The sequence below is a fragment of the Paenibacillus sp. MCAF9 genome (assembly GCF_052114265.1).
In the GTDB taxonomy this organism is placed as follows: Bacteria; Bacillota; Bacilli; order Paenibacillales; family Paenibacillaceae; genus Pristimantibacillus.
Window position 1 is genome coordinate 13,514 of record NZ_JBFREL010000019.1, and the last position, 12,820, is coordinate 26,333.

The 12,820-nt window shown below is 44.3% G+C and carries 10 protein-coding genes; 1 reads left to right on the forward strand and 9 read right to left on the reverse strand.

What is annotated here, in order from left to right; translation table 11 throughout:
• Positions 1-51 precede the first annotated feature (51 nt).
• The 5 genes from AB4Z45_RS22875 to AB4Z45_RS22895 form a co-directional block, all read right to left on the reverse strand.
• Positions 52-1,494, reverse strand: a complete 1,443-nt coding sequence (locus AB4Z45_RS22875) for a serine hydrolase domain-containing protein (protein WP_441911795.1) — start codon at positions 1,492-1,494, stop codon at positions 52-54.
• A gap of 125 nt (positions 1,495-1,619) precedes the next feature.
• Complete coding sequence (gene coaW, locus AB4Z45_RS22880) at positions 1,620-2,429, reverse strand: type II pantothenate kinase (protein WP_441911797.1); 810 nt, start codon at positions 2,427-2,429, stop codon at positions 1,620-1,622.
• A 48-nt stretch (positions 2,430-2,477) separates the two neighbouring features.
• Positions 2,478-3,197, reverse strand: a complete 720-nt coding sequence (locus AB4Z45_RS22885; RefSeq protein WP_441911799.1) for an SDR family NAD(P)-dependent oxidoreductase — start codon at positions 3,195-3,197, stop codon at positions 2,478-2,480.
• A 235-nt stretch (positions 3,198-3,432) separates the two neighbouring features.
• Positions 3,433-4,251: an alpha/beta hydrolase gene (locus tag AB4Z45_RS22890; RefSeq protein WP_441911801.1), complete on the reverse strand. Its 819-nt coding sequence runs from the start codon at positions 4,249-4,251 to the stop codon at positions 3,433-3,435.
• Between the two features lie 44 nt (positions 4,252-4,295).
• A complete protein-coding gene (locus AB4Z45_RS22895; RefSeq protein ID WP_441911803.1) occupies positions 4,296-5,903 on the reverse strand; it encodes an ADP-ribosylglycohydrolase family protein in 1,608 nt (535 codons plus the stop codon).
• Between the two features lie 222 nt (positions 5,904-6,125).
• On the opposite strand from AB4Z45_RS22895, the gene AB4Z45_RS22900 reads away from it, so the two are divergent.
• Positions 6,126-7,016 carry an AraC family transcriptional regulator gene (locus tag AB4Z45_RS22900; RefSeq protein WP_441911805.1) on the forward strand — a complete coding sequence of 297 codons (891 nt, stop codon included), beginning with the start codon at positions 6,126-6,128 and terminating at the stop codon, positions 7,014-7,016.
• Positions 7,017-7,081: 65 nt separating this feature from the next.
• Here AB4Z45_RS22900 and AB4Z45_RS22905 read toward each other — a convergent pair whose 3' ends face one another.
• From AB4Z45_RS22905 to AB4Z45_RS22920, 4 genes are all read right to left on the reverse strand, one after another.
• Positions 7,082-9,055 (reverse strand): glycosyl hydrolase family 28 protein, encoded by a 1,974-nt coding sequence (locus AB4Z45_RS22905; RefSeq protein ID WP_441911922.1) that lies wholly within the window; start codon positions 9,053-9,055, stop codon positions 7,082-7,084.
• A gap of 44 nt (positions 9,056-9,099) precedes the next feature.
• Entirely contained in the window at positions 9,100-9,996 is an 897-nt protein-coding gene (locus AB4Z45_RS22910) for a carbohydrate ABC transporter permease (RefSeq protein WP_441911806.1), read from the reverse strand.
• 17 nt (positions 9,997-10,013) lie between these two features.
• On the reverse strand, positions 10,014-10,934 hold the full coding sequence (locus AB4Z45_RS22915; RefSeq protein ID WP_441911808.1) for an ABC transporter permease: 921 nt from the start codon (positions 10,932-10,934) through the stop codon (positions 10,014-10,016).
• A gap of 73 nt (positions 10,935-11,007) precedes the next feature.
• A complete protein-coding gene (locus AB4Z45_RS22920) occupies positions 11,008-12,732 on the reverse strand; it encodes an extracellular solute-binding protein (protein WP_441911809.1) in 1,725 nt (574 codons plus the stop codon).
• Positions 12,733-12,820 lie beyond the last annotated feature (88 nt).

The window sequence follows — 12,820 nt, forward strand, 5'->3', positions numbered from 1 at the left end:
CGTTAATCACAGTTATCTCAAAAAAAAAGCCGCATTCCATGCGGCTTTTAACTATTTCACTTCCGTTTTCCGTCCACGAATTTCAGACTTTTCAGCTAATACATTTGAGTTTTGACTTAATACAACGTTGTCACCATCAAATAAAATGTGGACATGAATAGAGAAAGGCGTTTCGATTAACCTCAAGGTCAGCTGAAGCGTGTTTTCCTGCTCCCAAGCAAAGCTGCCAACGAAGCGTTGATATTCTCCCTGAAACAGAGGCGTCGTTCCCTCTACCCAGGCACCTCGACCAAGCTTAATCTTATATTCAATATCCTCCTTGCTCAGAAGGACAACGGCTGTATTAGCCTCGAAGGATATAGAAATGCTTTTCCAAAGCGGTTCGTTTTGTTCGAGCGTATATTCAATTCCGTCAATGATGGCTTCCAACGGTGAATCCGGCGGCAGCTGCGGCAGCGGTAGCGCTAGCTGCTGCAATTCATCCGAAAGCTTCGAATGTGCATCCTGATTTGCAGGTAGTGACGAAGATTCCATTGCTGGGAGCAAGTGATACCATACCGCATCCAGGACACCTTGCAAATCATTTGTACCGCTTGTCATTGCCAGCACCGCATTTTGCTCCGGCATTACGATACAAAATTGACCGAATGCACCGTCACCGCGGTACACTCCGTGCCGACATCGCCAGAACTGGTAGCCATAACCTTGCGCCCAGTCGCTCACTCCACCGTCTCCGTTGGATATTTGTGCTGACGTTGCTTCATCAACCCAATCCTCCTGCAGCAGACGCTGTTCATTCCACACGCCTTTCTGCAAATATAGCTGGCCAAACTTAGCGATATCCTCCGTGGTGACGTTTAGTCCCCAGCCGCCAACATTAATTCCCCGAGGACAAGATTCCCATGTCGCCCCTTCAATGCCAAGCGGTTCAAACAACCGCGGCTGCAAATATGCAAGCAGCGTTTGACCAGTCACCTTCTGCAGTATGGCTGCCAGCATATATGTAGCCCCACTGTTATAGACAAAATGTGTACCAGGTGCATGCTCAACAGGAGCATCCAGAAACGCCTTGACCCAATTTCCATCTTCACACTGCTGCAGCTTACTTGTTGTGTCCTGATCATGCCCTGTTCCCATCATCAGCAAATGACGGATTTCCATTGCAGCTAAATTAGAATTTATCTCAGCTGGAACATCCTCCGAAAAAAACGATACAACCGCATCGTTTAACGACAATTTCCCTTCTGCAGCTGCGAGACCCATTGCGGTTGAGGTAAAGCTTTTGCTAAGTGAGAACAGCATATGAGGAATATCTGATGCATAAGGTTTCCACCATCCCTCTACTACTACCTGTCCATGTCTAAGCAGCATAAGGCTATGCAGTTCCAGCTTTTTTTCTTCTACAGTATTTAAAAAGGCAATTACAGCAGCGGAGGGTATTCCTTGTGCTTCCGGCTGACTTCTGGGTAAATGAAGAGTAGTCCGTTCCATCATTTCATTCCTCCTTTATACTACTAACTTACTGCAACTTCAGAGGACTGGCAAGCATTTTTGTTAGCGCTATCATAGATGTCTCGTTGAACTATCATTTCCTTGAATACTCTACTTGCTAGCTGCGTTTATTTACTCACATGCAGCAAAGCGCCGATGGCACCTGAATACTCCCCATTTTCGAGAAATATAGGATTTGCCCCTCTAAGCCTCGTATAGCTTTGTACCACTTCTTTAAGAAATTCATTTCGATTAAACGACGAACCGATGAATACGACAGAGGATACGCCGCATTGTCCAGCCGCAAGAACACTAACGGTCGCCACCGTTTCCCCTACCATTCCAATGACAGAAGCTAGCAGTTCTTCTTGTTCCAAATCTGCTTTCGATACCATGGGGTCAACATTCCCGAAGTTGCTGGCTGTTAAATCTCCCGGTATAGGGGGCACTGTCCCCTTATAAATTTGACTTACCTTCAAATCTATACGCTCTCGTATACCTTTAGCTGCTAAAGGTACAATGCTGTCATAGTCAGTTATTCCTGTAAGCAGCTGTGATAGCCCCATCATGGTGCCGCCGCCGACCCCGGTACCGCCGACGCGCTGCTGCTCGCTTTTGTTTATATGGTGAATTGAAGTTCCGGTGCCAACATTCGTTAATATGTATGACTCCTCCGTTATTCCACACGTTGCAAGAAGATGTCGCACACCACTCGATGTTGCTTCAAATTCAACGATTTGTTCTGCTTGTTGACTTAATAGCGATCTCAAAAAAGTAGCTTTACCGCCTGTCGTGCAGATCTTAATGTTATCTAATCCGTTTATCCAAGATGCCACTTGCTCCAATTCAGCAATAGGAAACTTTTCAAATTCGAGCAGGTCATTTTTCATATAGGCGACTTTGATAAGTGTCCCGCCAGCATCAATTCCAATATTCATCTTGATTTGTCATCTCTTTTCTCCCATTACCATGCTTTGTCCGTGCAATCATACACTCGTGCCGAGCATGGCTGGAATATTTATTTCTTTCACACAGGAAGCCCTTGAGAGATTCATCACACATTTAACCAAGGATACAATATCCTGAAGGGGGATCTGTGTCCCATTATAAGCCGATAAAACCTTCTCTATTCCATCTTCATATGGGATCTGAGTTGCAATTTCGCCTGGGTTTATACACGTAACACCTATTCCGTACTTCTTCACATGCTCCCGCAAGGAATTGCTTATTCCACGCAATCCGAATTTCGAGGCAACAAATGAAATTTGTGTACTGTCATTATTTTCAAGACCTGATGTAGATCCGATGAAGAAAATTTTTGCGTTGTTTGATTTTTTTAAATTCGGCAGCAGCTTCTGGACACAAGTTATTGCAGAGGTCACATTTACATTTATAATTTTAACAATTTCGTTAGGATCATCCTTCTCAAAATCGTAGTCATCCATAAATCCTTTGCTTTCCCATATCCCAACATTATATATGAATACGTCTATGACGACATCACGTAATCTACTCGCAATTTTATCGCTTGCTTCTACTAATGCCAGATCAGCTTCAATCCAATAGCGATGAACACCATCGTTAAGTTCCATACGATTCGGACAGCTTCTAGAAACTATCCATACGTTATCTCCCGCTTCCGGTAATCCTTTAACGAATGCTTCACCGAGTCCTTTACTCGCTCCAAAAATAATAAAGTTTTTCATATGATCCTCCCATGGTTTTATTTCATTATCACTATTATATTCATATACTTTATATATAACAATGTTTAATTAGTGAGAAAATCAAGTCTATAAAAGTAGGCGGTGCGTTCTACAACACCATGATCCTTTTCCAGCTCGGCCACCATCTATTTGAAATCAACTAAAAACAAGCAACAGCTCCTTATCATCATTCGATAGGAGCTGTTGCTTGTTTTCAACGTTGTAAAAATATTATTTATGGAGCTTTTCCCTCTACGACTCTCCAGCCTCGTTTTTTCAACCATTCCCTGCACAGTAATGTCCACATTCCAACACTTGCATCGTTCTCGGCTAATCCCATTCCGTGCGGACCACTCTCGAACATATGCATTTCACACGGAACATGGTTCCGATACAAAGCTTGTGCGAAGAGAAGGCTGTTCTCCACCGAAACGGCCTCATCGTCTGCCGTATGCCACAAAAAGGCAGGCGGAGTATCCGCGGTGACTTGCAGCTCATTAGATAAGTCGTGTCTCTGCTCCTCCGAAGGAAATTCTCCTAGCAAATTTATCATTGAATGATGATGTCGGTATTCACCAAAGCTAATAACAGGGTAACATGCGATAACCAAGTCGGGGCGACTGCTTTCCCTCTCAATTGGATCAAGATCCACCATACGCCCTCTGTCGTAATGTGTTCCAACTGTGGACACAAGATGACCTCCTGCGGAAAAACCTATCACACCTACTCGTTCCGCATCAATATTCCAGTCTTTTGCATGATGACGCACATATCGAATGGCACGTTGAGCGTCAAGCATTGGAACAGGATATTTATAGGGCGCGAACCGATACTTCAGCACGAATGCAGAAATGCCTATACTGTTAAACCAGTGGGCGATCGGCTCACCTTCATGATCTGCCAGCATGCCATAGGCACCCCCTGGACATACAATAATAGCTGCTGTAGGAACAGCACTTTGAACCAAATAAGGAGTTAATGTTGGGTCTCCTTGCGGTTCTCCACTAATAATATGAGGTGCACCTTTTGGCCAAATCACTGTCGGAGTTGTCATTTGTTTAGCCTCCAAGCTGTTTTGGTTATGTTTTAGCAGCTAGATTAAATAACTGATCGGATCATGTGGGCGGCAGGAGCCTTTGAACGATCCGCCACAAGAGATACCGTTTCTTCTTCGGCAGTTTGAGGCACATTCAATAGAACGATGGGAATTAGCCCCTTCGTAGGCCGTCCAGCCGATGTGATCTCGACGATCAGATCATACCGCGGCTCCTTTAATGCATGAGGCGTCAACTCGAAGAAAAGCTCATTATAGCCAACATTGCAGTGATACTGCTCAAGCGGTACGCTAATATTCGGTCCAGGAGACACGGTCCAACCCTCCGGCAAATGCCATTTGACGTTTAACCACTGCTGTATAAACAGCTGATTGTCCAAAACAAGGCGGAACCGTTTTGGCTGAGCCTCCGATACAAAGGGTTCATTCCGATAATCCAAATAGACCGAAAAGATTTGAAAGTCATAGTGGACCATAAATGGGCTTTGCTTGAATAAATCGGAGGTTTCGCGATAAACCCAGCAGTTTACTCTTTTCGGATGATTATATAAATCCTTATCCTCTTTAGTCTCGATCGTATAACCGCGTTCCGCATTTACATAGTCACAATACTCGCTTCCAAGAAAAATCGGTGTCAGCTTTAAGATCCGATCCGTAAGTTCCGTCACCGTCTTCGGGATCTTTAAGCCTTGATCTCCCAGATTGATGCATAAGGTTTTGATCTCGTCCCCAATAGGCTCCAGCCATTCCGATGGCACACGCTCAGGCTCGCCAATAATCCCCATAATGGCGCCAAGTGTTGCCGCTGTACAATCGGTATCTTCACCGCAATTATTCGCGATACAAATGCTTTTGCCAAAGTCGCCTTCTCCGTAAAGCCAGCCGATGATTGTAATTCCAACGTTGCTTGGCGCATCCCAGCCCATGTCCCCGACAGGAACTTCATCCGTCAACAGTTCCGGAGTCATCCCGATAATACCGAAGCTGCCAGGAAGCTCAGTCAGCACACGAATTCGAGCTTCCTGCCAGCTCATACCCGAACGATAACATTCTATAACTGTCCGAACCGCTTTTGCAGATCCGCAATCATCTGGAAGATATGAAAGTCCGATGTCGATTAACTTATACGTATCGCTCTCTACGAAAGCGGCGCTTTGGATGGCTGCGAAGAACACTTCTGCATAGACACCCTCGTGACTGTGATCGACAACCGCATCTTCAAAAGCATATTTCACAGCGATATCCGGATGGCCGGGTGCGAGACATGCCCATATCTCCGAGCGAATAAAAGCCCCATTGCTGTCACGGAATTTATTGTTTACATAACCGGATAACGGCGGCACGATTCCCATCCGCATATTGTTTTTCCCTGCACCGTATTCGGCCCAGTTAGGAACGATATAAGACAGCCAATATTCGCCCAATATTCGTGAATTAATCATTTTCCCGTGTTTCTCTGCTGCATTTAACCACACCAATTGCAAATCCAAATCATCGTTAGGAAGAACTCCTTGCGTCAGATCATGGGTGTAGTAAGTGACACCCAGCACCCCGCGTTTGCATTCAAATGGCGCTCCGAGCGTCCCTCCGACGTTTTTCCCGATCCAACATCCGCGCACTTTGTTCTTATACTGGTCTAATGAAATTTTCATCGTTGCACCTCTTATTCTCATAGTGGTTACATCAATGAGTTTATCAACGAAACAGTACGAGAAACATCGACATTGTTAAGGTTTAAAAATAAATAATGTTAAAAAAAACCGTTCCATTTCATCGATTCTATCGGTTCATATTCGTATGTTCGCAGTGTTGTCAGAGGTACCATAATCTCCTATAATTAATTGATCATATTTAATAGGTACGGGAGGGATTTCATGTCTTTTTTTACGATGTCAAGGCTCGCGAGCCTTGATGTGAGATGGGCTGGCATACAACAGGGCAATGATAACCTCTATATGATGGAGCATTCCAATCCTTTTTTTGAACTGATGGTCGTTGCCGAAGGGCCCATTTACCTGCAAGTGGAATCCGAACAGCTGGAGCTGAACTCTGGAGACATTTTCATTTTAAAACCGTGGGAGCGGCATTACAGCTGGAAAAAAACGAACCCCAAAGCGAATTTCTTCTGGGTTCAATTTTCCTGCACGCCTTCTCTGAAGGAAGTCGGAGACTTGGCATCTGGCATCGATTATTCGCTGCTGGAGCACCAGGATTTACGTACCTTTGAATATGAGCATGTCGATGAATTGATCCTGCCTAGGCATTTTCAATTCCCTCGTCCTTACGAGCTTCTTTCCCAATTCGAAAAGCTGCTGGAGACCTTCTCAAAACCAGAAGTATACTTTCGTTTTCGCTCAACGCTGCAATTTGCGCAAATCTTGGAATCCATTGCTTTGTCCATTTTAGTCGAATCCAAAAATCAGCGTTACATTCCCGAATCCTTTGTTGTTTATCGGAAATTGGTTCGTCTCTTGGACGAAGCATACACCGACAACCTGTCAAAAGAAGAAATAGAACGCAGCATGGATCGTACGTATGAATATTTGTGTCAAATCTTTAAGAAATATTCAGGTACAAACATCATCAAATATACGAACATGCTAAAAATTCAAAAAGCAAAGTTTTTATTAAAAAGCACAAATCGATCGGTACAAGAAATCTCTCAAGAAGTCGGAATCTCGGACACCTTTTATTTCAGTAAATTATTTAAGCAATATGAGAAAATCAGCCCTACCGCTTTCCGTGAACGCATGCATCCTTCCTGATAGCAAACACAAAAAAACCTGCCCATAACAGGCAGGTCAACAGCTTATTTTCCGTTTTTTTGATGCTATTTAAATTTTATATCCGAATACTTCCCTTTAAATTCGATAAACTGTTTCATGTTAGTAGAAGACAATAACGTATTGTTTATTTTAAAACGGTTAAATACGATCCCGCTCACATTATGGCTGTCGTCAACGCTGCTAATAAGAGATTTTCGCGGAAGCTTGCCGCGGTAGATAATGTTGTTAAAGGAGACGTTGCTCACAGAACCAGGCGTAATTCCAGCAGCCATCTCATCTGTCTTGATTTGAAAAAGCATAGAGTCCCCCGGAGCTTCGAACTCATCGATATGAATATTTTTAAAGGCAATATTGCTTATCTTGTTCCCTCCTGTTGCCCAAATTTGAATCGCACCATTATATTTATTCAGATCCCATACGCCTCGTTGATTCAAAATATAGATATTCTCAAAGTTAACCTTATCGATCGTCGCATTTGGCGTATCTCCCAAGCCTAGCAAAATAGGACGAGCATTATCTGCCCAGAATATAGAATCCTTCACCGTTATATTTGAACTCTCACCATAATGATAAATGACAAAATTATCGTCTGTCGTTCTTATGAATACGCCTGAAACCTGCGCATTTTTGCTGCCTGAGAGGTGAATGCCATCAGCATTAACCATCGAACCGAAAAAATTTATGTTTTTGATCGACGTTTGATCCGTAAAGTTCATAACGACTGACCACATCGGATAATCGATCAGTGTAATGCCTTCTACCTTTGAATTAGTGCTTCTCGTAATCCATATCGCCCCGCTTCGTCCCTCAGCGTAATTTCTAGGCCGCAAAAGATCACCACCGTACATGATACCTCGGCCTTTAATTGTAATGTTGCTCAGATCATCTGCAGAAATTGACCCTTTGACAAGCGAGCCTGGTGCCAAATAAACAGTCGTATCGCTCTGACTGATATAAAACGCTTCTCCTGCATGCCAATTGCCATAACCGGTAGACGACATATAATGAGTAGAATCATTGCCGTCAGTCATATTGGAGTAACTGGGGAATGCCCCATTTACCGCTTTGCCCTTTGCAATATTTGTAGAATCGTCTCCCTTTTTATAAAGCTTAAATTCGCTTGCCAATGATGTCATTACATAATGACTTGATCCGGTATTACCTAGTAGGACAAGCTTTACATATCTCGCGTTCACATTACTCAATAAATCGGTGACTGTTCCTTCCTTGTTATTCTCATACCCATCGTATACTTTTACATACGGGTCGTCTTTTCTCTCCTTGGCCTCAATCACAAATCGTTGGGGTCCTTTTGCAAACCACTGGGAGTTGGTTAGCTGCTGCACCAAATCAAATTTTTCCAGTTGAACGGTTTCCTCGAGATCAAGCTCAACCCACATCCCTTTTGGCAGCTCGTGCTCGCCCGGCTTAAAATAATACGTATCTTTGCCCGTTGGCAAATAAAGCGGGATCGGGTCGCCAGGATTTATAACATAAACGTTTGCGGCATTCTGTAAAGGTGCATCGTTCTCAGGCATGTTTGAAAGGATATGCAAATTGCCCTCACTCCAGCTGCCATTCACCATAATAGTGGGCTTTAATGGAGCTTTGCTATTTTGCGTGAGCGAAAAAATTAATGTATTTCCTTCTGTTTTTTTAGCATTTATTCCATAAGCCGAAGGGCGTATTTCATAATTTTGGATTTTTTCCTTGTTATACGTTACCTTAAACTCTGCTGTACCTGAAAAGTCTACGTTAACCATGGCTGCATCCGTTGGCACATCTTGCTCCTTCTGCTCGCCGTTTTTTACGTTATAAACATATAGCTCATTCCACGTTTTCTGGCCGCTCTCTCTTATCCAAACCGAAAAACTATTGTTTTTTTGCTGCCAAGCAGGTGTATCCCAAGTAACGATTTTTGAAGTGCTCTGCTTATTTTCCTGATTCACAGCATGCGCCTCCCCAACATTCAAAAAAGTTGCTATTAAAAAGAGCACAAGCAACAGCTTCATCTTCATCACAAACCATTCCTCCCGATATGAAGTCATGATAATTCTTGAATCTATCCTTTCACGCTGCCAAGTACAATGCCTTTCATGAAATACTTTTGCAAAAAAGGATAGAGAACAAGCACAGGCAGTGCTGCAAGAAAAATTTGCGAGGCTTTGGTCGTACGGTCGGATACCTCAGCAAGCGCCTTCATATCTTCCGCTGTCAGGTTTCCCCCTGCCGTAAATAATTCCGTGCTTACAACAAGTGTCTGCAGATACGTCTGCAACGGATAATTCATAGGCGAGTTCATATAGATCAGTCCATCGAACCAAGAATTCCACTGTCCTACACATGTAAACAACAGAATTGTCGCAAGTGCAGGAATCGATATCGGAACCATCATTTTCCAAAGCAGCTGCCAATGGGTACATCCGTCAACAAGTGCAGCCTCTTGAATTTCTTTCGGTGTACCGCGAAAGAAATTCAGCAGCAGCACGATGTTGAACACCGCCACAGCGCCTGGAAGTACAAGTGCCCAGATCGTATCAAGCATATGGTAATTTCTAATGACCATGTAGGTTGGGATTAATCCCCCGCTAAACAAAATGGTTACAAAGAAGAACCACACATAGAAGGTTCGCATCGGAAACTCCGTCCGTTCCTTCGACAACGGATACGCGGAAATAACAACCACCAACAAACTAATGATCGTTCCGAGAACAACCCGCACAATAGAAACAAAAAGCGACTGTAAAAACTCCGGTTTGGACAGTGCGTACTTGTAGGAGCTCAGCGTAAAATCAACTGGCCATAGCTTGACCGCCCCAGCCGTCGCCGCTGAGCTTGAGCTAAACGACAGAGCTAATATATTAATGAGAGGAAGCAAACAAACAACAGCTAACGTAATAAGGAAAACATTATTGCAGATAAGAAAAACTTTTCTTCCCAGTGAATCATTGATGTCCATAACGGTCTCTCCTTTCCTTAAAAAATCCGGTATCCAGCTATACGGTAAGCCAGCCAGTACGATGCTCCTACAAAAATCAAAGAGACCACCGATTTGAACAAGCCGACAGCTGTCGCAACCGCATATTGAGCATCTATAAGACCTAGTCGATACACAAAAGTGTCTAGAATATCTCCCGTACGATAGACAAGCGGGTTATACAAATTGAATACTTGGTCGAAGCCTGCATTCAGTACGCCCCCAAGCCCGAGTGTCGCGAGCAGCACGATGATGGGAAGCATGCCTGGCAATGTCACATGAATCGTTTGTTTCCATCTGCCTGCCCCATCCATAATGGCGGCTTCGTATAATGTAGGATTAATGCTTGTAAGCGCAGCGAGATAAACAATCGTGCCAAACCCGAATTCCTTCCATACATCCGTGACAACGAGCACATAAGGAAACAGCTTATCATTGCCAAGAAAAAATAGCGGTTCCATTCCAAACCAGCTAATCACTTCATTCAGTAGTCCCTGTGATGGTGAGAGAATATCGATCAGAATGCCGCCAAGAATGACCCACGATAGGAAATGCGGCAAATAAATAAGAGTCTGCACCGATCTCTTGATCGATGATTTCCGCACTTCATTAAGCAGCAATGCCGTCACAATAGGGGCAACTTGCCCGAAGATGATTTTCAGAAAAGCAATAAAAATGGTGTTCCATAATACTTGGCCAATCCCAGGCATTTGGAGCATAAACTCGAAATTGTTCCAACCCACCCATTTGGAATCGAAGAAGCCTTTAGCAGGAATGAAATTCTGGAAGGCAATGACGATTCCTGCCATAGGGATATAATGAAACATGATTAACAATAGAATTCCGGGCACCAGCATAAGATGCAGAGGTAGATGCTTCTTCCAAGATCGTCTTCTTTTGACGGTCGCCGCTTGCAACATGATCATTCCTTTCTAAGCTGATAGAGTAAGAAAGGAAGCAAGCCATTCGAGCTGCTTCCTCTCCCTTCTCAGGTTATTGTTTAGCTTTATACCATTCGTTTACTTCAGCCGTAATTGCATCTCCGCCAAATTTCTTCCAATCCGCTACAAACTTATCGAACTCGCTTACATCCGATTGCCCCATAATAATTTTCGTGAACACTTCCAGCTTCATCTTATCCAGCGTGCTTTTCTTGGCTGTCATCGTCGGCGTGCTCGGTCCCGAATATTCATCGACCAGGTACTTGTTTTCCTTCACATAGTCGCTGACTACATTCATACCGCCACCAGGTCCAGCCCATTTGTAGGATGACCATGCTTGCCCTTCCTCGTTGCTGTCTTTAAATTTCCCCGATAACCACAACTGGTAGAGGTCATAATGATGTTTTACATCCGCAATCGGATTATCTACATACTTCCCTGCATCCTCCGATGCCTGAACACCTCGGTGAATATTAATGAGCTCCAATGGATCACTAATAATGACTGCTGCAAATGCTGATACATTAATTTCCTTGTTTTCTCCGCCATACCAATAGGCATCTAGACGACCTTCTGGACCATACTGCTTCTCTACCGCAAAATTAAGCAGCTTCACAAGCGCTTCCGGATGCTTGAAGCCTTTGCGCACGACATAGTAGTTCCCAACCGGAATGCCGCCCGAGGTGCTGGCTGGCTGTTCGTCAAAGGATATAAGCGGATACGGCTTCCAATCCGACTTTTCCTTCTTATAATGATCCGTCAAAGGCCACCACACGGCACCCTCGCCTGAGTAGAACATGCCCGTTTTGTTACCGGCAATTAATTCGTATGCTTTAGCCTGATCCTTGACCGCAAACTCTGGATCGATCAGACCTGCTTTGAACAGATCCTGCAGCTTCTGCAGCGCCGGCTTGAGTCCTGGTTGTATATCTCCGTAGACGAGCTGTCCAGAATCATCTTTGACCCAGCGGCCTGGATAGGCATGGAAGCTCTCGAAGAAGCCCATTAAGGAATTCAGATCCTTATTGATTCCACCCAGCCCTATCGTGTCCTTCTGGTTGTTGCCATCAGGATCTTGACTCGCAAACGCCTCGGCAATGCGATATACGTCCTCCATCGATTTGGGCTCAGGCAAATTAAGCTTCTTCAGCCAATCTTGTCTAATCCATAACATCTGCGCACCGGTACCTGTGAAGGTAACACCAGGCAGTGCAAGCAATTTGCCTTCGAAGGTGGAGGCCTTCATTCCATTGCCTCCATCATTACTTATGACTTGTTTCGTTTTCTCCGAGGCATATTTCTCGAATACTTCCGTCATGTCCTCGACCATATCGGCATCGACAAGGCGCTTCAGCTCATTCGCTGACACCGTCAAAATATCAGGAATATCGCCAGATGCGATGGTCACATTCATTTTTTGCTGCCACTGTGTCTGTGGAACGCTCCACTTATTGATCAGCTTAATACCCAGCTCCTCTTCATAAGAGCGATACCAAATATTGTTGTCTATGCTGTCGCCCTTCTCGAACTTGATCGACGGCGGCAGCGATCTTACGGTTGTCACCTCAATTGCAGGCTCATATTTGCCCAGCGGAACACCATCGGCTGGTTTGTCTGTCGAATTCTCTACGCCCTTGCTGTCGCCTGTGCTTGCAGTGTTTTCTTGCTTGCCCTTGTTTCCACTCGCTCCGTTATTCGTAGTGCTGCATGCTGATGTTAAGAGAAGCATGACTGCTGTAGCGAGAATCAAATATCGCTTCAAGCTTTTGTGTTGCATGTTCAATCCCCCTTTTGTTGTAAACGCTATCACATGCATGAATAAAGTATAAGCCCGCTACATCGACTTACGTAACAGGCCATTTCTT